General features: G+C 43.7%; 26 protein-coding genes. 15 read left to right on the top strand and 11 right to left on the bottom strand.

The features are described from left to right. Nucleotides 1-504: 504 nt before the first annotated feature. From B0182_RS08035 to B0182_RS08025, 3 genes are all read left to right on the top strand, one after another. Nucleotides 505-1,473, top strand: a complete 969-nt coding sequence (locus B0182_RS08035; protein WP_078274432.1) for a leucine-rich repeat domain-containing protein — start codon at nt 505-507, stop codon at nt 1,471-1,473. Between the two features lie 78 nt (nt 1,474-1,551). Beyond that, nucleotides 1,552-2,490, top strand: a complete 939-nt coding sequence (locus tag B0182_RS08030) for a D-2-hydroxyacid dehydrogenase (RefSeq protein ID WP_078274431.1) — start codon at nt 1,552-1,554, stop codon at nt 2,488-2,490. An 85-nt stretch (nt 2,491-2,575) separates the two neighbouring features. Next, a complete protein-coding gene (locus B0182_RS08025) occupies nt 2,576-3,811 on the top strand; it encodes a hypothetical protein (RefSeq protein WP_078274430.1) in 1,236 nt (411 codons plus the stop codon). Between the two features lie 15 nt (nt 3,812-3,826). Here B0182_RS08025 and B0182_RS08020 read toward each other — a convergent pair whose 3' ends face one another. Next, nucleotides 3,827-4,570: an RluA family pseudouridine synthase gene (locus B0182_RS08020; protein WP_078274429.1), complete on the bottom strand. Its 744-nt coding sequence runs from the start codon at nt 4,568-4,570 to the stop codon at nt 3,827-3,829. Nucleotides 4,571-4,792: 222 nt separating this feature from the next. On the opposite strand from B0182_RS08020, the gene trxA reads away from it, so the two are divergent. Continuing rightward, complete coding sequence (gene trxA / locus B0182_RS08015; protein WP_208624111.1) at nt 4,793-5,119, top strand: thioredoxin; 327 nt, start codon at nt 4,793-4,795, stop codon at nt 5,117-5,119. Between the two features lie 112 nt (nt 5,120-5,231). Here trxA and B0182_RS08010 read toward each other — a convergent pair whose 3' ends face one another. Further along, on the bottom strand, nt 5,232-5,723 hold the full coding sequence (locus tag B0182_RS08010; RefSeq protein WP_078274427.1) for an RNA pyrophosphohydrolase: 492 nt from the start codon (nt 5,721-5,723) through the stop codon (nt 5,232-5,234). Nucleotides 5,724-6,195: 472 nt separating this feature from the next. Between B0182_RS08010 and B0182_RS08000 the strand changes: the two genes are divergently transcribed. From B0182_RS08000 to B0182_RS07955, 10 genes are all read left to right on the top strand, one after another. After that, a complete protein-coding gene (locus B0182_RS08000) occupies nt 6,196-6,609 on the top strand; it encodes an OsmC family protein (RefSeq protein ID WP_078274435.1) in 414 nt (137 codons plus the stop codon). Nucleotides 6,610-6,611: 2 nt separating this feature from the next. Then, entirely contained in the window at nt 6,612-7,037 is a 426-nt protein-coding gene (locus tag B0182_RS07995) for an MAPEG family protein (protein ID WP_078274425.1), read from the top strand. A 286-nt stretch (nt 7,038-7,323) separates the two neighbouring features. Beyond that, on the top strand, nt 7,324-8,394 hold the full coding sequence (locus tag B0182_RS07990; RefSeq protein ID WP_078274424.1) for a 5'-nucleotidase: 1,071 nt from the start codon (nt 7,324-7,326) through the stop codon (nt 8,392-8,394). Between the two features lie 208 nt (nt 8,395-8,602). Then, nucleotides 8,603-8,920, top strand: coding sequence for an H-NS histone family protein (locus tag B0182_RS07985; RefSeq protein WP_078274423.1), 318 nt, complete (start codon nt 8,603-8,605; stop codon nt 8,918-8,920). Nucleotides 8,921-9,379: 459 nt separating this feature from the next. Then, nucleotides 9,380-10,120, top strand: coding sequence for a single-stranded DNA-binding protein (locus B0182_RS07980; protein WP_078274422.1), 741 nt, complete (start codon nt 9,380-9,382; stop codon nt 10,118-10,120). A 305-nt stretch (nt 10,121-10,425) separates the two neighbouring features. After that, the gene (locus B0182_RS07975) at nt 10,426-11,658 is read left to right on the top strand and encodes a beta-ketoacyl synthase N-terminal-like domain-containing protein (RefSeq protein ID WP_078274421.1); all 1,233 of its coding nucleotides are present in this window, start codon (nt 10,426-10,428) and stop codon (nt 11,656-11,658) included. A gap of 304 nt (nt 11,659-11,962) precedes the next feature. After that, entirely contained in the window at nt 11,963-12,172 is a 210-nt protein-coding gene (locus B0182_RS07970) for a hypothetical protein (protein WP_078274420.1), read from the top strand. 65 nt (nt 12,173-12,237) lie between these two features. Further along, nucleotides 12,238-13,593: an anthranilate synthase component I family protein gene (locus tag B0182_RS07965; protein ID WP_078274419.1), complete on the top strand. Its 1,356-nt coding sequence runs from the start codon at nt 12,238-12,240 to the stop codon at nt 13,591-13,593. A 109-nt stretch (nt 13,594-13,702) separates the two neighbouring features. Further along, the gene (locus B0182_RS07960; protein WP_078274418.1) at nt 13,703-14,821 is read left to right on the top strand and encodes an acyl-CoA dehydrogenase family protein; all 1,119 of its coding nucleotides are present in this window, start codon (nt 13,703-13,705) and stop codon (nt 14,819-14,821) included. 18 nt (nt 14,822-14,839) lie between these two features. Further along, complete coding sequence (locus B0182_RS07955) at nt 14,840-16,195, top strand: FAD-dependent oxidoreductase (protein WP_078274417.1); 1,356 nt, start codon at nt 14,840-14,842, stop codon at nt 16,193-16,195. A 256-nt stretch (nt 16,196-16,451) separates the two neighbouring features. Here the strand turns inward: B0182_RS07955 and B0182_RS07950 are convergent, their stop codons facing one another. Beyond that, nucleotides 16,452-17,006, bottom strand: a complete 555-nt coding sequence (locus B0182_RS07950) for a porin family protein (protein WP_078274416.1) — start codon at nt 17,004-17,006, stop codon at nt 16,452-16,454. Nucleotides 17,007-17,503: 497 nt separating this feature from the next. On the opposite strand from B0182_RS07950, the gene B0182_RS07940 reads away from it, so the two are divergent. After that, on the top strand, nt 17,504-18,154 hold the full coding sequence (locus B0182_RS07940; protein WP_078274414.1) for a phosphoglycolate phosphatase: 651 nt from the start codon (nt 17,504-17,506) through the stop codon (nt 18,152-18,154). Nucleotides 18,155-18,237: 83 nt separating this feature from the next. Here the strand turns inward: B0182_RS07940 and B0182_RS07935 are convergent, their stop codons facing one another. From B0182_RS07935 to secY, 8 genes are all read right to left on the bottom strand, one after another. Beyond that, entirely contained in the window at nt 18,238-19,764 is a 1,527-nt protein-coding gene (locus tag B0182_RS07935; protein ID WP_078274413.1) for a fumarate hydratase, read from the bottom strand. Nucleotides 19,765-20,339: 575 nt separating this feature from the next. Continuing rightward, on the bottom strand, nt 20,340-20,699 hold the full coding sequence (gene rplQ / locus B0182_RS07930; protein ID WP_029102652.1) for a 50S ribosomal protein L17: 360 nt from the start codon (nt 20,697-20,699) through the stop codon (nt 20,340-20,342). A gap of 18 nt (nt 20,700-20,717) precedes the next feature. Next, complete coding sequence (locus tag B0182_RS07925) at nt 20,718-21,722, bottom strand: DNA-directed RNA polymerase subunit alpha (RefSeq protein ID WP_078274412.1); 1,005 nt, start codon at nt 21,720-21,722, stop codon at nt 20,718-20,720. Between the two features lie 22 nt (nt 21,723-21,744). Next, nucleotides 21,745-22,386 (bottom strand): 30S ribosomal protein S4, encoded by a 642-nt coding sequence (gene rpsD / locus B0182_RS07920; protein WP_029102650.1) that lies wholly within the window; start codon nt 22,384-22,386, stop codon nt 21,745-21,747. Between the two features lie 10 nt (nt 22,387-22,396). Continuing rightward, the gene (gene rpsK, locus B0182_RS07915) at nt 22,397-22,789 is read right to left on the bottom strand and encodes a 30S ribosomal protein S11 (RefSeq protein ID WP_003656963.1); all 393 of its coding nucleotides are present in this window, start codon (nt 22,787-22,789) and stop codon (nt 22,397-22,399) included. A gap of 20 nt (nt 22,790-22,809) precedes the next feature. Further along, entirely contained in the window at nt 22,810-23,166 is a 357-nt protein-coding gene (rpsM, locus tag B0182_RS07910; protein ID WP_029102649.1) for a 30S ribosomal protein S13, read from the bottom strand. Nucleotides 23,167-23,294: 128 nt separating this feature from the next. Then, nucleotides 23,295-23,411 (bottom strand): 50S ribosomal protein L36, encoded by a 117-nt coding sequence (gene rpmJ, locus B0182_RS07905; RefSeq protein ID WP_036364264.1) that lies wholly within the window; start codon nt 23,409-23,411, stop codon nt 23,295-23,297. Nucleotides 23,412-23,425: 14 nt separating this feature from the next. Then, a complete protein-coding gene (secY, locus tag B0182_RS07900) occupies nt 23,426-24,748 on the bottom strand; it encodes a preprotein translocase subunit SecY (protein ID WP_078274411.1) in 1,323 nt (440 codons plus the stop codon). Between the last annotated feature and the right edge of the window lie 3 nt (nt 24,749-24,751).

The following is a 24,751-nucleotide window of genomic DNA, read 5'->3' as shown; positions in this document are numbered from 1 at the left end:
TTGGGGTTTGTGGGGTGTATCCTGAACTAGGTTTTCCGTTCGCTCTGAGCCTGCCTGCGGGTAGGAAAACCGTTATGGGCAGGCATAGCTCGCCACGAACGGTTTTCTTTGTAGCATACTTTTTGAACCAGAGCCAATGTAAAAATATATATTTTTAAAATAAAACTAAAATTTAACGTGAGATTCTTGGCGTATTACAAAAAAATTTATCTTAAAGGTGTTTTCATCTTATTTTATTTTTGTTAATATAAGTCATCCAAAACGATTGTGTAACGTATTTTTTTGGACATCAGTGTTTTATAATTAAATTTAGTTAAATAAATTTAATTAATTAAATGCCAATTTGTTATATATTATAAAATATTATTTAGCACTTCATTATTTATTTTTAATTTCAATCACAAATAAATGAAGTTATTAATGGCTTAAAATTTGTTTATATTATCAAAAAGAACATAGATTTGATGCGTCTTTAAACAAATTTAGCATGACAAGGGCAAACCTATGCGATTAGACAACTTTTCCACGACTACGCCACAGGGTTATGATACTGGCTATGAAAGCGGGCTTGATGTTGAGAATATCTTTGATGTCATAGAATCCAAATCAAGCAATCATCGCCCATTTTTACGCAAGGACAAAGGCGTGATTACCATTGACTTTGGCGACCCCATCATGGACCCAGAAAGCAATCAAAGCTCACAAAGCCTGACAGGGACGATCAGAACCGAAACACCATCACCTCGCCAACGTTTTCGACAGATTGATCTTGATTTGTCCGATCAAAACATTAGTGATATCAACGCCCTATCCAACCTTACCCAATTTACGAAAATCAATCTTAGCTATAATCAAATCCGTGATATCGAGCCTTTGGGCAAATTACAACAAGTGACCGACCTATGCCTAAACCACAACCAAATCAAAGACATTTCTATTTTCGCTCGCCTGCCAAGATTAGAGCTAATTAACATTGAAAATAATGAAGTAACAGACATTTCTGCCATCTCTCAGCTTAGCAGATTAAAAACAGTAGTGCTCTCCGACAATCACATCAAAGACATCTCGCCCTTAGCGAAGCTGTTTTTGGTGTCATACTTATATCTGAACAATAATGAGATTAGTGACATCTCTGCACTAAAACAAGTGGGCTGCTTGGCGTATTTTAACACGCTGGATTTGTCCTACAACCAAATATCAGACATCAGTGTATTGGCTAATTTGACAGAACTGCGTTCGCTGAGCCTAAGACGCAACCAAATTAGCGACATCTCTGCTTTGTCAGAGCTAACCAATCTTACCGAAGCTTATCTGAGCTATAACCAAATCAGCGACATTCGTCCATTAGCAAATTTGAAAAACTTGCTTTGGCTTGGTTTAAAGGGCAACCCTGTAAATGCCAATGACATAGCATGGCTCCAAGAACAACTGCCCGAGTGTAACATTTGCTTTGGTGATGATTGTTGTGATTGACCCATTTATCATTGAACGATTGACATTAAAAACACGCTGGTATACATTAGGCGTGTTTTTTTATTTTTAGGATAAGTTATGAAAGCCGTATTTTTAGACCGTGCCACCTTCTCGGACAATGTCGCCTTGCCTGCCCCAGACGGCATTGACGATTATACCGTGTATGACAGCACACCCCAAGACGATGATATTATCGTGGAGCGGTGCGTTCATGCCGACATTATCATCACCAACAAAGTTATCTTAAACCGTGCCGTCATTGACCGCTTGCCCAATCTCAAACTTATCCAGCTCACCGCCACAGGCATGAACAACGTGGATATGACCGCTTGTGATGAGCGTGGCATTGCCGTCAAAAATGTCGCAGGCTACTCGGTGGACAGCGTGCCTGAACACACTTTTATGCTGATGCTCACCGCCATGCGTGCAGGGGTGCATTACCACAGACAAGCCACGGACGGCACATGGCAAGCGGACGGACGGTTTTGTTTGCTTGATACGCCCATTTTTGATTTGGCAGGGCGGACGCTGGGCATTGTCGGCAAAGGGGCAATCGGACAAAAGGTTGGACAAATCGCCACCGCTTTTGGCATGAATGTACTATATGCCGAACGGACAGGCAAACCACCAAGAGACGACAGCTACACCACCTTTGATGATGTGCTGGCAGGCTCGGACGTGATTAGTCTGCACTGCCCATTAACAGACGACACGCACCACTTAATCAATGATAAAACAATTAGCAAAATGAGCAAAACCCCACTCATCATCAATGTCGCTCGTGGGGCGGTCGTGGATAGTGGGGCGGTTGTGCGTGGGATTGAGCGTGGGCAGATTGCAGGCTATGCCACAGACGTATTCGCCCAAGAGCCACCCCCTGCCGATGAGCCACTGTTGGTACTACACAACCACCCACGAGTGATTATCACGCCCCACAACGCATGGGCAAGCCACTCAGCACAAAGTCGGCTTTGGGGGATTTTGTGTAAGCAGGTAAGTGAGTTCGTTCGGGGTTGATTGCTAAAATATTAAAATAATGACGTACCGTTTAATTGGCAATTATTCGGTGCGTGGCGTTTAATCTATATACTCAAAAACCATTATGAAAAAATTATTCATCTTATCCTGTCTTTTGCTATCAGCGTGTAGTGATGTACCGCTAAACCAAAATGCCGACACGCTTATCCAAAACTATCACGACCGCCAAAATACTGCCACGACCGCCCAAAAAGACAGTTATTATTATCTTTTGGGCATTGGGGCGAGTGATGAGCCGTTACAGGCGGGTAAGGCGTATCATGATGAGTTGGGGCTTGTATTAAATCAATCTGGTAATTTAGATGAAAATATCCACCAATTAAATCAAAAACATAACCTTAATGGATTATCCAAGCAAATAAAAACAGATGATGACATATTTTGTAAAATCACGTCTGATAATGACAACGCCCATGATTGTTTTAAAAGTTTAGCCAAAAGTGATACTGATATTTCGCCTCATCCTATCATTCATGAGCGGTATTTGACATTTTTAACAAATCCACCTGCTCTTATTAAAAATAGCATGAGAGTAGATGTACAAATACCCGATTATCGGGTATTGATTTATGGGCAAAGAGTTCATCTGATTCATCATTTAAATAATGGCCCCAAACAATCCATGACGGCATTATCACAAGAATTGACGTTATTAAGACAGCATTTGGCAAATGCTAATACATTGATAGAAAAAATGATTTATGCCAATCTTATCATCAATCAGCTTCAAGCCATGACTTTGTTTAAAAGTCAAAACCCTGATTTGACCACCGACATCATACCACCTTTAACTGCTGATGAATTAAGTTTAAATCACGCATGGACGGCAGAGTTTATGATGAATTATGAAACTTTTGAAAATCTTGAAAGATTGGATTATGGTGTGTTTGAAAAATTAAAAATGACATTGCTTTATAATAAAAATAAAACTTTAAATCAAGTTGCCAATTTTTATCAACAAGGCATTGACCACGCCAATTTATCTGCCCCAGAAATCGCTAAGCGGTTTGATGACGAATTGACACCGCCAAAGATTGATTATACTAATTATATCGGTAGCACGCTTGCCAATATCGCCCCGCCTGATTATCGTCATTATGCAGTTAGGATAAAATCCCTAAACAATCTTATCACTATCGCCAATCATCATATCAATGGCACGCCATTAAATAATGTATTTGCCCCCACCCTAACAGGCAGTCTGATAGAAAGCACCCATATTTGTTTGCAAAACCCCACAAGTGGCAATGATGTTGCCACAACAAAGCAAGATAAAAAATTTGAGTGTTTAAACATTTAAAGTGTTTAATGGTCATCAAAACGGCACTTCACTTTCCCAATCCAGCCAAGCCCCATGCACAGGGTGTTTAAGCCTTAGTTTGTGGGCGTGCAGGTTTAGTCGGTTAGATAATGACAATGCCACGCCCTCAGCATAAATCGGGTCGCCAATCATTACATGACCGATATGTACGCAGTGGACTCGTAGCTGATGACTTCTGCCTGTGATGGGACGCAGAGCCAGGCGGGTTACGGCATGGGACTTGCCTGCCTTGTCGGTTCGTAGCTCGTGGTGCATGACTTCATAATGCGTCAAGGCTCGTTTATTCCAATCCATATCCACGATATGACGGGGTTTGGTGGTGGGTTCGTAGCGGACAGGCACGTCAATCACGCCTTTTTTGTCCACTTGCTCTATCGTGCCAAACACCACCGCTTGATATTCTTTGCTCACCATACGGTCGATGAACTGCTTGGCGATGTGGCTTTGGCTGTGCTCATTTTTGGCAAAAATAATGAGTCCTGATGTATCCATGTCAAGGCGGTGAATGAGTTTGATATTGGGGTAAACCTTTAATAACCGTGATTGCAAACTGACCTTTAACGTGCGTCCGTCCACACTAAGAAGTCCAGCTGGCTTATCCCCCACCCAAATATCATCGTCTTCATAGACGGTGATTGAGTGGATAAAATTTTTAAAAAATTCATCATCATATTCGCACTCTTGGGCGTTCATTAGGGCGATTTTGTCATCGGATAGGCGGTCGTGGCGGTCGGTCATGGGTTTGGGGTCGTTTAATGATTTGGATTAATGGGGCGAATTGATGATTTTTGTAAATTTAATCATCATCTGGCAAAAAGTTTGTTATTATAGCATGAAGTTTTGGGGATATTGTGATGATTTGATTCGCCCTAATCCACCGATTAATAGGACTTATCATCACACACTTGAAAGTCATCAAGGCACCCCCATTATACACGCATTCACTTATTTATAAAGGTAATACTCATGAGCATTATTAACACCACCGATGCAAGCTTCGACCAAGACGTACTACAAGCCGACAAGCCCGTTCTCGTGGATTTTTGGGCAGCGTGGTGCGGTCCTTGTAAAGCCATTGCCCCTGTCCTAGAAGACCTAGATGCAGAATATGGCGACAAATTCCAAATCGTCAAAGTCAATGTGGACGACAACCCAGAGACATCAGCACGCTTTGGCATTCGTAGCATTCCGACTTTGTTCGTGTTCAAAAATGGCGAGAAAGTCGATACTGTGGTTGGTAGCCGTCCTAAATCAGAGTTTGTTGAATTGCTAAACAAGCATTTATAATGTCAAACACACCCAAAAGCCTGCCCTTGTGCAGGTTTTTTGTTTTTTGCATAAAAAACAAGCCATGACCATCATGACTTGTTTTTGTGACTTAACTTATATCACAGCTTTATCAAAGCCTTAGCCCTTTTTTTAGGGGCAACCGCTCGGCAAGTTCTAACAATGCCTTTTGGTACACGCCCCGTTTAAACGGCACAACCTGCCCCAAAGGATACCAGTAACTCACCCACGCCCATTCGTCAAACTCAGGAGTTGCGGTGTCAAAGCGGATAAAGTCGGTGTTTTTTTCATCCAAGCGTAGCAAAAACCATTTTTGTTTTTGCCCGATACAGAGTGGCTCTTGCCCCAGTCGCACATAACGCTTAGGCAGACGGTAACGAAGCCAATCATGTGTTACCCCCAGCACTTCCACGTGGTACGGACACAAACCCACTTCTTCATACAATTCACGGTACATCGCATCAAACGGTGTTTCACCCTTGTCAATCCCACCTTGTGGAAATTGCCAGCTGTCGTGTCCGATTCGTTTTGTCCAAAGCACTTGCCCTTCTGTATTTGCCAAGATGATACCGACATTGGCTCGAAAGCCGTCTGAATCAATCATGACTAACCTTAATGTAATAAATTTAAAGAACGCCAAAATTTTGGCAAATTATTGCTGTCTATTAAACCAAATTTTTGCCAAAAAGTGTAACATTATTTTGCTTAAAAATGTTGCAAATGGTAAACAATGGCAATAAATGCCGATTTTGGGCGTTTTTGTTGGCAAATTACCCTCTTTGTGATTGCGGACGTTGTCAAAATATCGTCAAAATACACAAAAACCAAACCCAACCTTTAACGCTCAAAAATTTACCGCCTTGTCATTTTGTGCTACAATACCCATTATGTTTAGGGCGTGCCTGCCTTTNNATCAGACAAGTTTTTGACGAAGAAAAACAAGATTTAGCCATTTTCATGCAAAAACATTATTTTATTTTTATAAAATTTCTAAATGTTAAATTGTGTTATAAAGGGCAGGCACGCCCTAATTATGTTTATTAAAATTTATCAAAAAAGGTAATCCCATGAGCGACATGAGTGCCAGTGTAACATGGCTAAATAACGAAGCGATTAATTTTGAGATCGTGAGCGGTTCGGGACATAAAGTCATCATTGACTCAGCCCAAGAGCTTGGGGCAAGACCGATGGAGCTTATCCTAATGGGGCTGGGCGGTTGTGCCAGTTATGATGTGGTAAGCATTTTAAAAAAATCCCGCCAAGCCATTAGCGATGTTCGCTGTGAAGTCTCCGCCTGCCGTGCCGACAGCGTGCCTGCGGTATTTACGGACATTCATCTGCATTTTATCGTCGCAGGCGAGAACATCAAAGAATCGCAGGTCGCCAAAGCCATTGAACTGTCAGCAGATAAATACTGCTCAGCATCAAAAATGCTCGCCGATGGCGGGGTGAACATCACCCATGATTTTGAAATAGTGGCGACGGCATAAGCATGAACTGGATTTTGCACGTGCCGAACGGCACTCATTATGCGATTGTGGCGCTCATGGTCGCTTGCGTGTTGCCCTTTGTCTTTGCGTTTTTGGCAAAGATGGCTGGCGGATTTAACTTTAAAAGCGACAATCAAAACCCACGAGCGTTCCTAGCACAGACCACAGGGCTATCGGCTCGCCTAAATGCCGTGCAAGCCAACAGTTTTGAGAGTCTGCCTATCTTTATCGGGGCGGTGCTGGTCGCCATGTACTGTTTTGTCCCCCAAAACGTGGTGAATGGCATGGCGTGGCTTTATGTCGTGTTACGCCTTATCTATGGCGTGGCATATGCCATGAATCTGGCGACATTTCGCTCGGTGATTTGGGGTTTGTCGCTGGTTTGCTGTTTGCAGTTATTTTATTTTGCCATAAAGATGATTTGGTAAAAAGCCTGTCCTGTGGATGGGTTTTTGCTTTTGGCGTGAGTGCTTTGTTGTTGTTATTTAAAATGGTTGTTTTGATGGATTAAGATTGGGCATGATAGATAAACATGATAGATAAATGATGTTTTGGTAAGATTTTTCATATTTAAAATCCACAAAAACCAAATTAACCACATTAACAAAGGCAAAATTTACCCACCGATTTTTATATCCCTGTTAATAACCATTTAATCATCATAAATAAATTTTAAAACCACGCCTTACATTTATTTAAAACTAGGACTTTATCATGGCGGTTAATTTTTCAAACACACTCATCGTAGCAATCTCAGCGACGGCATTATTTGACCTAAAAGAGCATGATGAGATGTTAAAACGCTTTTTGGCAGAAGACAAAGCTACCGCATCTGCTCGGTTTAGCGACTACATGAAATCGGTCGAAAACGAGCCATTACAAAAAGGGACAGGCTACCCACTCATCGAAGCCCTGCTAAACCTAAACAAATACCAACCGCCCAAAGACTACCACGATGAGTCGCCTTTTATCGAAGTCGTCATCGTCTCAAAATCCACCCCCGACCTAGGCATACAAGTGCTAAACGCCATACGCACGCATGGTTTGGGTATTACTCGCTCGGCATTCATCTCGGGGGCGAGTGTGGCGGATTATATTGATGACTTTGATGTGGATTTGTTTTTGACGACCAACATCGATGATGCTCAAGCCGTCACCGATGCTCGCCTGTGTGCCTGTGCGGTGTTGGATGCCACGCCTGTGGAGATATTGGAGCTGGACACCGAACAGCTTCGCATTGCCTTTGATGGGGATGCGGTGCTGTTTGACGACTCAGGCGAGCTGGTGTTCAAACAAGAGGGGCTACAAGCCTTTCATCATCGCGAAGAGAGCATGGCGGATTTGCCCATCGACAAAGGTCCTTATGCCGACTTTTTAATCAAGCTCTCCGCCCTACAAAAGAGCCTGCCCCACGACACCCTAGACAGCACCCACAATCCGATTCGTATCGCCCTTGTGACCGCTCGTAATGCCCCTGCCGACATGCGTGCCATTAAGACATTAAGGGAATGGGGTGTGGATGTGGATTTGGCGTTTTTCTTGGGCGGTATTGAAAAAACAAGGGTATTAAAAACATTTGCTCCGCATATCTTTTTTGATGATTCTATTAAGCATATTGACGCCGCCAAATCGGTTGTGCCGTCTGCCTTAGTGCCTTATCATTCCACGTCTTTACTTAATGAATACCACAGTCTTGATAAGGCGGTCATTGATAATATCGATCATGCCCAATTTGTCAAAACTGATAAAAAAGTGTTAAAAAACCCCAAAAAGGCGAATAAATGATTTGTATTTTTAAAATAAAATGTGTTAATATAATCATACGATAAAAATCAGCGTTTTTATCTTTTTAAATAGCGATATTTTAAATTTATTTTTAATAAACCTAAAATATCCCAACTGGCACCACCAATAATCATCGGATGTATTGATGTATGCACATTGATGGATTTACCTTTGATTATTCTCACGGTTATTTTAAAGAGGAAATACCATGTCTAATGTAAATATTGACGCACTTAGCGTAGAACAGCTAGAAGCACTTACCAAAGATGCCCAAGCCAAAATCAAACAAAAGCAAGCCCAAGGTCTAAAAGATGCTTACTTGCAATTTAAACAAATCGCCAAAGAAAACGGCACCACCATCGATGAGATTCTAAAAGTAGGCAAAAAGGCTCAAAAAGAAGCATCTGTTGCTTACCGTGACCCACAAAACCCAAAAAACGTTTGGGCAGGTCGTGGTCGTAAGCCAGGTTGGTTAGAAGAAGCCCTAGCCAAAGGCAAAAAACTAGAAGACTACAAAGTAAACTAAGCAGTAAAACAAGATAAGAGATTATTAGGGCGTGCCTGCCTTTGGTATTTGCAATGAAAAATGAGAAAAATCGCACGTTTTTCAAGGAAAAGTCGGCAGTTGATATTGAAATATCAACAAGGATTTTGACGATGAAAAACAAGATTTAGCCATTTTTCATGCAAAAATTAACAAAACAATAAGTTTTATCTCATTTTTATAAAATGTTATCAATGTTCAATACGCCCTACCTTGACTGCAAATAGATAAGTCAGGATATCTTATTCTGACTTATTTTAATTAAGATAATGGCAATACAATGCACAAATAAAAGCGACGGCATGCCAAAAGACAAACCGAAAAAGTAAACCCATTTAGTGAAAATATCGTCACGCTAAATATGTGAATTTAACCGTTTATTTAAAACAAATTTATTGAATCAAATCATTATTTTTAAACATCAAAAGTTGAGTAACCATCATGGCAAGTATTAATAAAGTAATTATCGTTGGTCGCTTAGGTCAAGACCCAGAAGTACGTCAATTCCAAAATGGCGGTAGCCTGACCAGTATTAACGTGGCGACTTCTGACCGCTGGACAGACAAAAACACAGGCGAGCAAAAAGAGCAGACCGAATGGCACCGTATCAGCCTATTTAACCGCCTAGGCGAGATTGCCGCCCAGTACCTACGCAAAGGGGCACTCGTGTATATCGAAGGCAGTCTGCACACTAGGAAATACACCGACCAACAAGGCATCGAGCGTTATAGCACCGAAGTACGAGCCAATCAAATGCAAATGCTTGACAGACGTGACAACAATGGCGGTGGCGACTGGCAGGGCAATCAGGGCTACAACAACCGCAACTTTGGCGGTGGCTACAACAACCAACAAAATAACCAATGGGGTAACGGGGGCGGTCAGCATGGCGGTTATCAGGGCAATAATGGCTTTGGTGGCAGTGCACCGCAACAAGGCGGCTATCAAAACGGCTTTAATAACCAGTCCCAAAATGGTTTTGGGCAAAATACCCCAAGCTACCAAAATAACAACCCCAATCAAGGCTTCGGTCAAGCCCCACAGCACGCCAATCAAGGCGGTCAAGACAATAACGCCCCCGCTCAAAATGGAGACAATCCATTCATGGGTGACAAACCCGCCCCCAAAGCGGTAACCCCGCCATCAGCCAGTGGCGTGGCAGACGATGACATGCCTTTTTAGTTATATTTATTGACAATAAAACGGTGGCTGCGGTCGCCGTTTTTTATGTGCTTTTTATGCTCTGGCTTTGGTTCAAAAAGTATGCTACAAAGAAAACCGTTCGTGGCGAGCTATGCCTGCCCATAACGGTTTTCCTACCCGCAGGCAGGCTCAGGACGAACGGAAAACCTAGTTCAGCATACTTTTTGGACTACTACCTATGCTCTTTTGTATGGCACGATAAATTTGATTGAAAATTTTACCTTTTTAGTTCATAATTTGTTACAATATCATCATTACATTTGTAAACTTTCTGGAAAATATTTATGAAAAGAGTCGTCATCACAGGCATGGGCATTGTCTCAAATATCGGCAATGACCTAGCCGCCGTTACCGACAGCCTAAAAAACGGCAAATCAGGCATTGTCTTTAACCAAAGCTATGCCGATAATGGCTTTAAATCATGCGTGTCAGGCTCTATTGACCAAAGCACGCTTGATACGTCTGCCATTGACCGCAAATTAAAACGTTTTATGTCGGATGCTAGCCTATACGCCTATGTGTCCGCCTTGTCTGCCATAGATAACGCAGGTCTCACCCTTGATGATGTGGCGGATAACGTGCGTGTGGCGGTTGTGGCAGGCTCAGGCGGAGCAAGCACGGCAGACGTGGTAGGCTCAGTGGATAACATGAAAGCCAAGGGACTGCGTGGCGTGGGAGCCATGGCAGTACCAAAAATCATGAGTAGCACGGTGTCCGCCACGCTTGCCACAGGGCTAAAGATTAAGGGCATTAGCTATTCGTTGTCGTCCGCTTGTGCCACGTCTAGCCACTGTATCGGTCATGCCATGGAGCTTATCCAGCTTGGCAAGGCGGACATGGTCATTGCAGGGGGCGGGGAGAGTGAGCATTGGACACAGTCGTGTATGTTTGATGCCATGGGGGCGATGAGTACGAGCTACAACAACACCCCCACAACCGCAAGTCGCCCTTATGATAGTACCCGAGACGGATTTGTCATCGCAGGTGGTGGTGGTATGGTGGTTGTGGAGAGCTTAGAGCACGCACAGGCTCGTGGAGCGACAATCCTAGCGGAAATCGTGGGCTATGGGGCAACATCAGACGGAGTGGAAATGGTCGCCCCAAGCGGAGAAGGGGCAACTCGCTGTATGCAAATCGCCCTATCGCAGGCAGGGCTTGACACGGTGGATTATGTCAATTCGCACGGCACATCAACACCGCTTGGCGACATCACGGAACTACACGCCATTGCAGACGTGTTTGGCGGTGCGGACAAAACTCCACCCATTAGCTCAACCAAATCCATGACAGGGCATAGCCTAGGAGCAGTGGGCGTGCAAGAGCTGATTTATTGCGTGCTGATGATGAATAACGACTTTATCGCCCCGAGTATTAATATCACCGACATGGACGAAAAAGCCAAGCCTTTTGACATCGTTGAGACCACACGCCAAACCGAGATTAACACCGTCATGAGCAATAGTTTTGGTTTTGGTGGGACAAATTCGGCGTTGGTGGTTAAAAAGTTTGAAGGTTAATAAACTTAAAAAAGTCCGTTGTGATGACGGGCTTTTTTGTGTTAATATGGTTTGGGGTAATAAGAAACCAAAGGGTTTTTAAAATTGCCATAAAATGAGTGTTTAAGTAAGGTGCGTATCACGCACCATTAAAATTTCAGGCTTTGGTTCAAAAAGTATGCTACAAAGAAAACCGTTCGTGGCGAGCTATGCCTGCCCATAACGGTTTTCCTACCCGTAGGCATAGCTCAGGGCGAACGGAAAACCTAGTTCAGCATACTTTTTGGACTACTATCAAATTTCAAAGCACCTTACTAGACCAAAAATGAACACAAAAGAAATTCAAAATGACAATTTAACTTTTCAATCGTCTGTCTCAAACAAAGGATTGGGTGATGAGTTGTTTGAATTATTTGCCAATTTTGACGATGATTTTATTTGTGCCATAAAAGATAGGGATAATGAGCCACCCCAAGAGCGAGAAAAACTTGATTGTATTGATGATAAAAGCTGTGGATTGAATGATTTGGCATAAATTTAACCCTTTCCCTTTTCCCCATTTTCCCTTACAATTCACCTTTTTTCTTTATCATTTTAAAAATGCTCACACACCACTTTACCACCACCCACAGTCCAAGCACCCTTACCGCCTTGATTGCCACGCACCACCCCGATTGGCAGGTGTGTTTTTTGCACAACGCTCATCGCCCTGTCATCGGCATTTGCCCAAAAACCGCTTGGCAGATTGAATTTGACGGCACATTCATTACCCACCGCTTTGACCGCCACACAGGGCAAACTACCGCCTACGCCACCACTTACAGCGATTGGCAAAATAAACTCATCGCCTATGGCAAAAACTTGGATTGCCCTAGCCAAAAAGACGAATACACACACGGCTTAATGGGCTTTATCGGTTATGACCTATCAGCTCATGAATTAAATCCTAACATCGCTATCAAGCCCAACCAGCCTTGTGCTTATTTTGGGCATTATGATATTTATATTAAGCCGTGCGAGCATGGATTTGACTTGATTGGCATAAATGCTGATAAAGATATTTTTGATGAAATAAAAAATAGTTTAACTGATTTATTAAATCAACAATTACCAAAACCAACACCTGCCCAATTTATCTCATCATGGCAAAAATCGAATTATAATCACGCATTTAACCAAACCCAAGAATATATCAAGGCAGGCGATACTTATCAAATTAACCTTACCCAAAAATGGCAAGCAGATTTGGGTAATTTGGCCAGTTATTTGCCCCATTTGCAAGATAAAATCAATGCCCCATTTGCAGGGTTTTTAAAATTAGGTGAATTTGAAATTTTATCGGTATCGCCTGAATTGTTTTTTGAATTTCATAAAATAGAAAATACCATTCATATTATTACCAAACCCATAAAAGGCACACGCCCACGCCATGATGATATTGATATAGACAATGAGTTAAAAAATGAATTAGCGAACAGCGAAAAAGACATTAGCGAAAATTTAATGATTGTGGATTTACTGCGTAATGACTTAGGCAAATACGCCCATATCGGCACGGTAAAAACACCCAAACGCTTTGCCATTGAAACTTTTAAAAATGTACATCACATGGTTAGCACCATTACCGCCCAATTAAAGGACGTACATAGCCTAGAAGTCTTATTTGGCAGTTTGCCCGCAGGGTCAATCACAGGCACACCAAAAAAACGGGCGTGCGAGATTATCCATGAATTAGAAATCTCCCCCCGTGGGGCGTATTGCGGAACCATGGGCTATATGAATTTTGACGGTACGGGCAATTGGAATGTACTCATTCGCACGTTGCAAAAATGGCAAAAGGCAGAACTTTGGGCAGGGGGCGGTATTACCATAAAATCGGATATGGAGAGTGAATACCAAGAATGTTTGGATAAGGTGGGGAATATATTGCAGATGATACATGACAAGTGCGAATAAATGCACCCATGTTCCCAAATATGCTATACTTATGCCAAATCGGAAAATAATAAGCCCGTTCTTTCATTTTATAATACCACTTATTCCAAAACGACATAAGAGCCTTTTCATGTTTCACTTTACCGACCAAACTGCCTTTTTAGACAACATCGCCACACTTGCCAACACACACATCGCCCCCAAAGTCATTGACATTGACAAGGGTTATTACCCCCTAGCTGAGATGGCTGAGCTGGGCAAGGCAGGACTGTTCGCCCCACACCTAAACGCCCACGGCAACCGCTTTGATTTGGCAATCCTTGCCAATGCCAACGTGGGGCGAGTGTGTGGCACGACCGCTTTTTTGACGTGGTGTCATCAAGTGATGGGGCTGTATATTGACCAATCGGACAACAGCCTGTTAAAGGGCGAATTTTTGGACAACCACGCCCTTGCCCACACCTTTGGCGGTACCGCTCTGTCCAACCCAATGAAGGCATGGGCAAACATCGAGAGCATGAAATTTGTCGCCAAAAAGGACGGCAGCGGCTACAAAGTTGGCGGTATCCTGCCGTGGATTAGCCACATCAAAGACGGTCAATACTGCGGTGCCGTGGCACAGATAGATGGCACGGACGATGAAGTGTTTTTCCTTTTGCAGTTTGATAAAGCACGCCAAAGTTCGTGGCAACTGCACCCTTGCCCTGCATTTAGTGGCATGGAAGGGTCTAGCACGCTACGTATTGAGCTGACCGACTATCCCATCAGTACCGACGACATCATCGCCCTACCCTGCAAAGCATTCATCGCCCGTATTCGCTCGGCATTTGTGCTCATGCAACTTGGTATCGGAGCAGGGATTATCATGGGAGCCATTGACGACATCAAAGAAGGCACGGCAGTCTCCAACGCCTTTTTAGAAGACCAAGCAGGCAGTCTAACCTTGGAGCTTGACAATCTGGTCGCCAAAACCCTAAGCCTTGGCAAAGACCCCTTTAACAGCGACAAAGAGTTTTTCTTAGACGTGCTAAACGTGCGTGAACAAGGGGCAATGCTGACCCTAAAAGCCACCCAATCTGCCATGCTTCACCAAGGAGCAAAAGGCTATCTGATGACTGCCCACCCCCAACGTCGTCTGCGTGAAGCTCAGTTTGTGGCGATTGTCACGCCTGCCATCAAGCATTTGCGTCATCTATCTCATCAGCTGATGGATGAACCCAAAGTTAAACCGATTGAGTATTTCATTTAAATTTATAAAAAGGTAATCATGACAACTTCCCCCACCGATGGTCGTGGTGCATGGCGTAAATTTATCTGCCTTGCCTGTGGCTATATCTACGATGAAGAACTGGGCGACCCCGAAGACGGCTTGCCTGCTGGCACTCGTTTTGAAAACATTCCCGATGACTGGCAATGTCCGCTGTGTGGTGTACGCAAAAGCGACTTTGAGCCTTATGAAGAGACAAGCCACATCGCCCCTGCCGTCGTCTTTGACCGCACCGAGCGTGGCGTGGTCATCGTTGGGGCGGGTCTTGCAGGTTGGGCGATGGTAGACGCTTTGCGTGCTTTGGACAAGGACTTGCTCATCACACTCATCAGTGCCGATGATGCTGACCGTTATCACAAGCCCATGCTGTCGGTCGCCCCATCCCAAAACAAAGGACGAGCCGAACTGGTGCGTGCCACGGGCAGTCAGTCTGCCCTTGATAACAACGTACGTCTGCTTGCCAACACCTACGTCACCAACATTGACACTCACACCCAGAGCCTGCACACCACCCGTGGCACGGTATATTATGATAAACTCATTCTGGCCATCGGTGCTAGCCCTGCCTATCCGCCCACCATCGCCAAAGAGATGGCATGGCACGTCAATCATTTGGAACGGTTTGACGAACTCAAATCCCGCCTAACTACTCCCAAGCACGTCGCCATCATCGGGGCAGGCATGATTGGCACCGAGCTTAGCGAAGACTTGATAAAGGCAGGTCATAAGGTCAGTCTCATTGACGTACACCCCCGACCCTTATCCGCCCTACTGCCTGCCATGGCAGGTGAGCGGATTTTAAACGCCATTGTAGCCCTTGGGGTAAATTGGCTCGGTCATAGCATGGTCAAAGGTGTAAATGCCACCGCACACGGCTATGAGATTGACTTATTTGACTGCGACAGCGAGACGGTCAGCCCCTTACTGGTCGATGAAATCATCGTCGCCACAGGGCTTCACGTTCACGAACGCCTGCCCTTGCGTGCCAATCTGACCTTTAACAAACACACAGGCATCGCCGTCAATCCCCAAACCCTACAAACGAGCGTGCCTGACATCTACGCCCTAGGCGACTGTATCAGCATTGATGGCGTGCCTTGTCGATATGTCGCCCCCCACCGCTCACAGGCGAGCGTCATTGCAGGGCAAATCACCCAACAAGACGGACAGGGCACCATCTACAAACACACCCCACCGATGATTCGCCTAAAAAATAAATGCATCAGCGTCACCGCCAACGGTCTGCCCAAAGGCGTGGGCAACTGGCATGTGCTTAGCGATGATGAAAACGGGCTTGTGCTTGAGATGAGAGAACATGGTAATGTCGTGGCAACAGCAACGATAAAATCGCCCTAACAAGTAAAAATACAAAGATAAAAAATATTCGGGGCGATGATTTGCCCTGTTTTTTATGAACGACGAGATTTTATAATCGGTTCATCTCAAATAAACCATCAAAGGGCATGGAAAGCACGCCCCCACAAAGACATTTTTCATATTTGCATTGGTGCAAATTGGGGTTAATTTGCCATAATTGAGCTTACAATACTTTGAACGACAAAAAAACAACCGTAAATCGCTCTACGGTTGTTCATGTCATGGAGTGCCAAAATTAGAATGCTAGGTGAGCACCTACGCCCCACATGTTGGCATCAGAGTTTAGGTAGTTATAACCTGCTTCGATACCGAAGTTAGCGGTTGGTTGGAAACCCAGACCCACGCCACCAGCGATTGACGTTTTGTCTGTTTCGCTAAAATATAGGTTGCTGTTGGTTGTTTTGTTTTCAACTTCTGTTTTAGACAGACCCAATTTACCTTTGGCATAGACTGGTGAGTTGTTGAAGTGGTAACGATAAGTACCATACGCACCATAAGTCTTCGCTTTTAGTTCGTACTCATTGCCATTATGGTTATATTTTTCGCTGTCAGCACCTTGGTATTCTAGCTCAACACCGACGTTTTGGTCGAAGTTATAACCACCATATACGCCATAAGCAGTCAAGTCACCTTTATGACCACGAGCGTTATCAACGTCAAATTGACCTACTTTTACGCCCACATAAGGCTGACCCACGCTATTTGCACCGTAGCTTACGGCAGCACTGGCACTCATTGCCAATAGTGATGACGCACCAAGAGCTAATAGGGTTTTGTTTAGTGTTTTCATGGTTTCTCTCCAATTGTGGTGCAAGCACCGAGTTTGTTTATTATCTCGTCATCTGATGGTTCGTCATCAGTGCCGATGTGTGTATAGTAACAAAATATTTCTTAAAAACTGTGCGTGTTTGTGGTGTTAAATGTAAAGTTTTGCAAAATTTCGCCCTACCCCCTTTTACATCTGCCCAATTTTGCAATATTTTGTTACTTTTATCACAATCTACGCCCAAATATTACGTTATTTTGCCAAAAAAACATTCTTATTTATCATCAAAAACACCCAAAATCAGTTCAATCTTTTTAAAATTTTTGAAAATTTCAGCAAATTTTCCCCAAAAATTTTTAAAATCATCAAAAATTCTGGGCGATTTTTGGTAAAAATGGGTAAGTTTTACATAAATTGTTACAATTTACGCCAAGTTTTCATGATTTTTTGGTCAATGTTACAAACTTTTTGATAAAATCTAAGTTAAATCTTTTGGTAAATTTTAAAAAATAGGCAAATTTATGACAAAATCACTCATCATTTTTGATTTGGATGGCACACTCATTGACAGCGTGCCTGATTTGGCGGATGGCGTGGACAAAATGCTTGCTCATTTTGACAAATCCCCTGCTGGCACGGATAACGTACGGACGTGGGTGGGTAATGGCTCGGTAAAACTCGTGGAGCGGGCATTAGTGTGGGCGGAGCTATCACTTGACAATCTGCACCACGCCCATAAGATATTTTTAAAAGAATACGCCACTTGTCAAGGCAAAACGGTGGAGTACAATGGGGTAACGGACGGATTAAACCGCCTTATAACACAAGGATTTACACTGGCTCTTTGTACCAATAAGCCTGCCCAATTTTTGCCCGAAATTTTAAATAACATGGGCTGGACGGACAAATTCGCCTGTGTCATTGGGGGCGACAGTTTGCCTACTAACAAGCCAGACCCCGCCCCACTTTTGCATATCTGCACCACGCTTGGCATGGATAAATCGCAAGCGGTCATGGTGGGCGACTCCAAAAATGACATCTTAGCAGGACAAAACGCAGGGATAACCACGCTTGCCCTAACCTATGGCTATAACTATGGCGAGCCGATTGCCGACAGTCGCCCTGATGGAGTGTTTGATGAGTTTGGCGATTTGGTTACATCTCTTTTATAACTCACAAAAACACACCCCAAAGACCTTGCTTGAGACCTTGCTTGGGGTGTGTGCTGTGGTTTATTGACCGAACATTTGGACGTTTAGCCTTCCAACACAGGGATTTTACCGATTTTGGCTTGCCAGATTTTTGGGGCGGTGGCGTGTACCGATACGCCATTGCTATCTACCGCCACCGTTACAGGCATGTCCTTGACTTCAAATTCATAAATCGCTTCCATACCAAGCTCAGGAAAGGCGACCACTTTGGCATTTTTAATGGCTTTTGACACCAAATATGCCGAACCGCCCACCGCCATGAGATAGACTGCTTTGTTATCAGCAATGGCTTCACAGGCGATTTTACCACGCTCGGATTTACCAATCATACCCAAAAGACCTGTTTGTTCTAGCATTTGACGGGTAAATTTATCCATACGAGTGGCGGTTGTCGGTCCTGCTGGCCCCACCACTTCATCACGCACAGGGTCAACAGGCCCAACGTAGTAGATGAGCTTGTTGGTAAAATCTACTGGCAAGGTTTCGCCATTATTTAGCATGTCAGTCATGCGTTTGTGAGCGGCATCTCGCCCTGTGTAGATTTTGCCGTTTAATAGTAGCACATCGCCTGTTTGCCATGTCGCCACTTCTTCTTTGGTTAGGGTATCCACATTGACACGCTTGCCACTGTCAGGACTATAAGTAATGTCAGGATACACGTCCATGCTTGGCGGTTCTAGGTTTACCGCCCCTGTGCCGTCAAGCTCAAATTCCACGTGGCGAGTGGCGGCACAGTTGGGAATCATCGCCACAGGCTTACTGGCTGCGTGCGTTGGATAGTCTAGGATTTTGACATCAAGCACGGTGGTCAATCCGCCCAAGCCCTGTGCCCCAATGCCAAGTGCGTTTACCTTTTTAAAGAGTTCAAGGCGTAGACTCTCTGTGGTAGAAAGCTCTGCTCCGCTTTCAGCTTTGGCTTTTAGCTCATGAATATCAATATGGCTCATAAGACTTTCTTTGGCAAGTAGCGTGGCTTTTTCGGGCGTGCCACCGATACCAATACCCAAAATACCCGGGGGACACCACCCTGCACCCATTTCAGGAACGCTCTTTAACACCCAATCCACGATACTGTCAGACGGGTTTAGCATGGCAAGTTTGGATTTGTTCTCACTACCGCCCCCTTTGGCGGCACAGGTAACTTCTACCTTGTCGCCTGCCACGATTTCCATGTGAATGACGGCAGGGGTATTGTCTTTGGTGTTGGTACGTTTGCCTGCAGGGTCGGCAAGTACAGACGCACGCAGGGTGTTATCAGGGTGATTGTAGGCACGGCGAACGCCTTCGTTGACCATGTCCGCCACGCTCATGTCACTGTCCCACGTTACATTCATGCCAACTTTTAAAAATACAGTCGCAATCCCTGTATCTTGGCAAATCGGACGTTTGCCCTCGGCACACATACGGCTGTTTACCAAAATTTGAGTCATGGCATCTTTGGCGGCAGGGTTTTCTTCACGCTCTAAGGCTTCGGTCAGGGCTTCGATATAATCGGTGGGGTGATAGTAGCTGATGTACTGAAATGCGTCTGCGATGGAGGCGATAAAGTCGTCTTTTTTGATGACAGTCATGTGAATTCCTTGTGATTGGCTCGCTAAAAAGCTGGCTGTTTTTATGGTCAAACAAATTTACAATAAGACAAACGAAGTTGTACAAATAGTACTATGAGTGGGTGTGACGCAAGTATTATTGCAAAGTTGGCAGACCATTTACTAAAAGCGGTATTATTGTAGCACAGATTATTACTGCTTTAAAATGCTTTTCCTAATTACCGCACAGGGTAATTGTACCACATCCCACAAAACAACAAGTGTTTAAAATAAGACCCATTTTACAAAGTTCTCACTCTACTATGTTTAATAGAAAGTTTGACATAACCACTTACTCAAACTAAATTTAATACAGTACAAATTAACAAGGCGTACTCATCATTGATGGCATCTTTACAGATATGATAAAAATTTGATGATTTAATCAATTTTTGCATGGGAAATAACAAAAACAGACTCACCCTAATTTTAAAGTTTTTAGCTATAATTTAACACCAATCGTATTTTTATTTGCCAGAAGCACCAACAAACCAAAATTTATGCAACAAAAAAACCAAACCTTAAAAAAGATTTGGTTTTTGTAGAAGTATTGACTATTATGGACGGTCAACCAATTCTACATAAGCCATTGGTGCATTATCACCATCACGATAACCGCATTTGATGATACGCAAATAACCACCTGGACGAGTCTTGTAACGTGGTCCTAGCTCATTGAAAAGCTTACCAACGGTTGCCTTGTTACGAGTACGATTAAAAGCAAGACGACGGTTTGCAACGCTGTCTTCTTTTGCCAGAGTGATGAGTGGCTCTGCTACACGACGTAGCTCTTTTGCTTTTACCAACGTAGTTTTAATTAGCTCATGTTCAATCAATGAATTGGTCATGTTTTGGAACATAGCCTTACGATGGCTGCTGGTGCGACCCAGCTTGACTCCGCTATTACGATGTCGCATGGTCAGTATCCTTTAAAATTAACGGCTACGGTAAGAAAAACGGTCATCAACTCGCAAATCGCTTGGTGGCCAGGTCTCTAAACGCATGCCCAACTCCAAACCTTTTGACGCAAGTACGTCTTTGATTTCAGTCAATGATTTCTTACCTAAATTTGGTGTTTTTAGAAGTTCAGTTTCGGAACGTTGCACCAAATCACCGATGTAGTAAATGTTTTCAGCTTTCAAGCAGTTTGCTGAACGAACCGTTAGTTCAAGGTCGTCCACTGGGCGTAATAGCACAGGGTCAATCTCTTCTTTTTCTTTAACTGGTTCAGGGGCTTCTTCGGCTTCTAAATCAACGAAGATTGCAATTTGTTGTTGCAAAATCGTAGCCGCCTTACGAATCGCCTCTTCAGGGTCAATCGTGCCATTAGTTTCAAGCTCAATGATGAGCTTATCAAGGTCGGTACGTTGCTCAACACGAGCATTTTCAACGTCATAAGCCACACGCAAAATAGGGCTAAAACTTGCATCAAGTTTCAAACGCCCAATCGCTTTAGAATTGGCATCTTCACGACGCTGATTAGCAGGCTCATAGCCACGACCCGTTACCACACGCAAACGCATTTTTAAATGCCCACGTTCACTTAATGTACCAAGTACCAATTCAGGGTTGGCAATCTCAACATTATGTGGCAACTCAAGGTCAGCAGCAGTTACAACACCTGCACCCTTTTTATCCAATGTTAAATAAGCTTCGTTTTGGTCATGTAAAATGATTGCCAAACCTTTTAGGTTCAAAAGCAAATCTAGCACATCCTCTTGTAAACCCTCTAGTGTTGAATACTCATGATCAACGCCTTCAATTTCAGCTTCAATCACGGCAGCACCAGACAACGAAGATAAAAGAATGCGACGAAGAGCATTACCTAATGTATGCCCAAAGCCACGTTCTAACGGCTCGAGCGTGACCTTAGCAGTCGTTTCATTAACCGTATCTACATTAATTGCAGACGGTGTTAGAAACTCAGTTACATTTGTCATAAGTCACCTCGATTAGTTCGGATTATTTAGAATATAGTTCTACAATCAAGCTTTCGTTAATTTCAGCAGGTAGGTCACTGCGATCTGGTGCAGTTTTGAACGTACCTTGTAGTTTGCTGTGATCAACTTCTAGCCATTCTGGAATGCCACGTTGAGTCGCAAGCTCTACTGCGTTTTTAATACGAAGTTGTTCTTTTGACTTCTCATGCACAGCAATCACATCACCGTCTTGAACTTGGATTGAAGGAATGTTCACACGAACAAACTCATCACGACCTGCTTTTTTTAGCAGGATTGCACGGTGGCTTACCAACTGACGTGCTTCTGCACGAGTAGCACCAAAGCCCATACGATAAACAACGTTATCCAAACGGCGTTCTAGCATACCAAGTAGGTTTTCACCAGTAGCGCCACGCATACGAGCAGCTTCTTTATAGTAGTTTGAGAATTGACGCTCAAGCACACCATACATACGTTTTACTTTTTGCTTCTCGCGAAGTTGTAGGGCGTATTCAGAAGCCTTATTTTGGCTATTGCCATGCTGACCAGGTACGCGACCTGATTTTTTTGTCTTAACGTCGTAAGCTTTTACACCTGATTTGAGTTGCAAGTCAGTACCTTCACGGCGAGACAATTTTAGTTTTGGACCAATATAACGGGCCATGAGTATCTCCTTAAACGCGGCGTTTCTTAGGCGGGCGGCAGCCGTTGTGTGGAATTGGGGTTACATCGCTGATGCTGTTAATTTTATAACCCAATGCACCTAATGCACGAACCGCAGACTCACGACCTGGTCCTGGACCTTTAACCAAGACATCAACGTTTTTAACACCATAGGTTTCTTGTGCTGTTTTACCAGCAACTTCAGCAGCAACCTGTGCAGCAAAAGGCGTTGATTTACGTGAACCACGGAAGCCTTGTCCACCTGAGGTGGCCCAAGCCAATGCATTACCCTGACGATCGGTAATGGTTACAATGGTGTTATTAAAAGACGCATGAATATGGGCGATACCTTCAGATACCGAACGACGTGCCACTTTTTTGCGGCTACGAGTGTCTTTTGCCATCTTTTAGCTTCCTAAATTAGTTACTTTTTAATTGCTTTGCGAGGACCTTTACGGGTACGCGCGTTGGTTTTAGTGCGTTGACCACGAACTGGAAGACCACGGCGGTGACGAAGACCACGGTAGCAACCCAAATCGACCAAACGCTTGATGTTCATTGAAATTTCGCGACGAAGGTCACCTTCGGTAGCGTAATTTGCAACTTCTGCACGAACAGCATCCAGTTGTGAATCATCTAACTGACCAATTTTGGTGGTCTCGCTGATACCTACGGTTGCCAAGATTTTCTTAGCAGTAGTGCGACCAATACCAAAAATGTAAGTTAGCGAAATCACAGCGTGTTTGTTGTCCGGAATGTTTACACCGGCAATACGAGCCATTGATTTCTCTCCGTTAGCACAAATGCTAGGCATTTGCTGTTTTACTCTACTGATATCCTAGATAACAGCATGGCAAGTAGCGGATAATACAATATCCGCTACAAAATTGCAAGTATTAATTTGTAAAATTAACCTTGACGTTGCTTATGACGTGGCTCTGAACTGCAAATAACGAGTACTTTACCTTTACGGCGTACGATTTTGCAACTGCCACAGATTTTTTTTACAGACGCTTGAACTTTCATGTCTACTCCTAATGTCATTTAGACTGGATTAAAGTTTGATCATGGTATTGATGGGTCATCAGATGTGCTTGCACCTGTGCGATGAAGTCCATAAGTACAACCACCATAATCAATAAAGATGCACCACCTAACTGAAAAGGCACGCCAAATGACGTTTGAATTACCATTGGCATTAGGCAAATGATCGCCATATACATCGCACCAATAAACGTTAGGCGATTTAGGACAAAATCCAAATATCGTTTCGTTTGCTGTCCTGGACGTATACCAGGAATATAAGCACCACTACGCTTTAAATTCTCTGCCACCTCACCTGGGTTAAACATCAATGCTGTATAAAAATAACAGAAAAAGATGATTAGCACGCCAAACAGTAATAAGTACAAAGGACTGCCTGGCTGTAAGATGAGTGAAATGTTCTGTATGATATTTTGCAGTGTGGTTGGATTCGCCGAAGAACCTGCCCATTGCCCCAAACTTGCAGGCAACATCAGCAATGAGCTAGCAAAAATTGCTGGAATCACCCCTGCCATATTGAGCTTTAATGGCAAATGTGATTGTTGCTGAGCATAAACTTTACGCCCTTCTTGCTGTTTTTGAGCATAATTAACAGGCACACGACGTTGGGCACGTTCAATATAAACAATGCCAGCCGTCACTGCCAAGCCCAACAACGCAAAGATAAGGACAACCATTAAGTTCATGTCTTGACTAAATGCACCTGCAATCATGCCAGGGGCACTTGATACGATGCTGGCAAAAATAAGCATGGATATGCCGTTGCCAATGCCACGCTCAGTAATCTGCTCACCAAGCCACATCAAGAACATCGCTCCTGCGACCAATGAAGTCACCGCAGGAATCATGAAAGTCAAACCAGAGCTTAATGTCAAACCACCAGCAACAAGACCTGCTGACATACCAACCGCTTGCACAAATGCTAAAGCCAGTGTACCTTGCCTCGTGTATTTATTTAAAATACGCCGACCAGATTCACCTTCTTTTTTTAGGGCATCAAGCGAAGGTATCACCGCTGACATCATCTGTACCACAATGGATGCTGAGATATAAGGCATGATACCCAGTGCCATGATGGACATACGCTCCAAAGCACCGCCTGAGAACATGTTAAACATGCCCAAAAAGGTGTTTTGACTGCCATCAAAAAATTGAGCAAGACGGATAGGATTCATACCTGGTACAGGAATGTGCGAACCTAAACGATAGACAATCAACGCCCCAAGCAAAAATAACATGCGATGCCATAGCTCATCATACTTACGAATAAAAGCCAATGGATTTAATGGAATGCCTGATTTAGACGTTGATTTAGACATGGA

It is taken from the genome of Moraxella bovis (assembly GCF_002014975.1).
Lineage (GTDB): Bacteria > Pseudomonadota > Gammaproteobacteria > Pseudomonadales > Moraxellaceae > Moraxella > Moraxella bovis.
This window is presented reverse-complemented; position numbering and strand designations above follow the sequence as displayed.

Bases quoted from the DNA above. Each gene is read 5' to 3' on its own strand.
- B0182_RS08035 (WP_078274432.1), top strand. From the start codon at position 505: ATGCGATTAGACAACTTTTCCACGACTACGCCACAGGGTTATGATACT.
- B0182_RS08030 (WP_078274431.1), top strand. From the start codon at position 1,552: ATGAAAGCCGTATTTTTAGACCGTGCCACCTTCTCGGACAATGTCGCC.
- B0182_RS08025 (WP_078274430.1), top strand. From the start codon at position 2,576: ATGAAAAAATTATTCATCTTATCCTGTCTTTTGCTATCAGCGTGTAGT.
- B0182_RS08020 (WP_078274429.1), bottom strand. From the start codon at position 4,570: ATGACCGACCGCCACGACCGCCTATCCGATGACAAAATCGCCCTAATG.
- B0182_RS08010 (WP_078274427.1), bottom strand. From the start codon at position 5,723: ATGATTGATTCAGACGGCTTTCGAGCCAATGTCGGTATCATCTTGGCA.
- B0182_RS08000 (WP_078274435.1), top strand. From the start codon at position 6,196: ATGAGTGCCAGTGTAACATGGCTAAATAACGAAGCGATTAATTTTGAG.
- B0182_RS07995 (WP_078274425.1), top strand. From the start codon at position 6,612: ATGAACTGGATTTTGCACGTGCCGAACGGCACTCATTATGCGATTGTG.
- B0182_RS07990 (WP_078274424.1), top strand. From the start codon at position 7,324: ATGGCGGTTAATTTTTCAAACACACTCATCGTAGCAATCTCAGCGACG.
- B0182_RS07985 (WP_078274423.1), top strand. From the start codon at position 8,603: ATGTCTAATGTAAATATTGACGCACTTAGCGTAGAACAGCTAGAAGCA.
- B0182_RS07980 (WP_078274422.1), top strand. From the start codon at position 9,380: ATGGCAAGTATTAATAAAGTAATTATCGTTGGTCGCTTAGGTCAAGAC.
- B0182_RS07975 (WP_078274421.1), top strand. From the start codon at position 10,426: ATGAAAAGAGTCGTCATCACAGGCATGGGCATTGTCTCAAATATCGGC.
- B0182_RS07970 (WP_078274420.1), top strand. From the start codon at position 11,963: ATGAACACAAAAGAAATTCAAAATGACAATTTAACTTTTCAATCGTCT.
- B0182_RS07965 (WP_078274419.1), top strand. From the start codon at position 12,238: ATGCTCACACACCACTTTACCACCACCCACAGTCCAAGCACCCTTACC.
- B0182_RS07960 (WP_078274418.1), top strand. From the start codon at position 13,703: ATGTTTCACTTTACCGACCAAACTGCCTTTTTAGACAACATCGCCACA.
- B0182_RS07955 (WP_078274417.1), top strand. From the start codon at position 14,840: ATGACAACTTCCCCCACCGATGGTCGTGGTGCATGGCGTAAATTTATC.
- B0182_RS07950 (WP_078274416.1), bottom strand. From the start codon at position 17,006: ATGAAAACACTAAACAAAACCCTATTAGCTCTTGGTGCGTCATCACTA.
- B0182_RS07940 (WP_078274414.1), top strand. From the start codon at position 17,504: ATGACAAAATCACTCATCATTTTTGATTTGGATGGCACACTCATTGAC.
- B0182_RS07935 (WP_078274413.1), bottom strand. From the start codon at position 19,764: ATGACTGTCATCAAAAAAGACGACTTTATCGCCTCCATCGCAGACGCA.
- rplQ (WP_029102652.1), bottom strand. From the start codon at position 20,699: ATGCGACATCGTAATAGCGGAGTCAAGCTGGGTCGCACCAGCAGCCAT.
- B0182_RS07925 (WP_078274412.1), bottom strand. From the start codon at position 21,722: ATGACAAATGTAACTGAGTTTCTAACACCGTCTGCAATTAATGTAGAT.
- rpsD (WP_029102650.1), bottom strand. From the start codon at position 22,386: ATGGCCCGTTATATTGGTCCAAAACTAAAATTGTCTCGCCGTGAAGGT.
- rpsK (WP_003656963.1), bottom strand. From the start codon at position 22,789: ATGGCAAAAGACACTCGTAGCCGCAAAAAAGTGGCACGTCGTTCGGTA.
- rpsM (WP_029102649.1), bottom strand. From the start codon at position 23,166: ATGGCTCGTATTGCCGGTGTAAACATTCCGGACAACAAACACGCTGTG.
- rpmJ (WP_036364264.1), bottom strand. From the start codon at position 23,411: ATGAAAGTTCAAGCGTCTGTAAAAAAAATCTGTGGCAGTTGCAAAATC.
- secY (WP_078274411.1), bottom strand. From the start codon at position 24,748: ATGTCTAAATCAACGTCTAAATCAGGCATTCCATTAAATCCATTGGCT.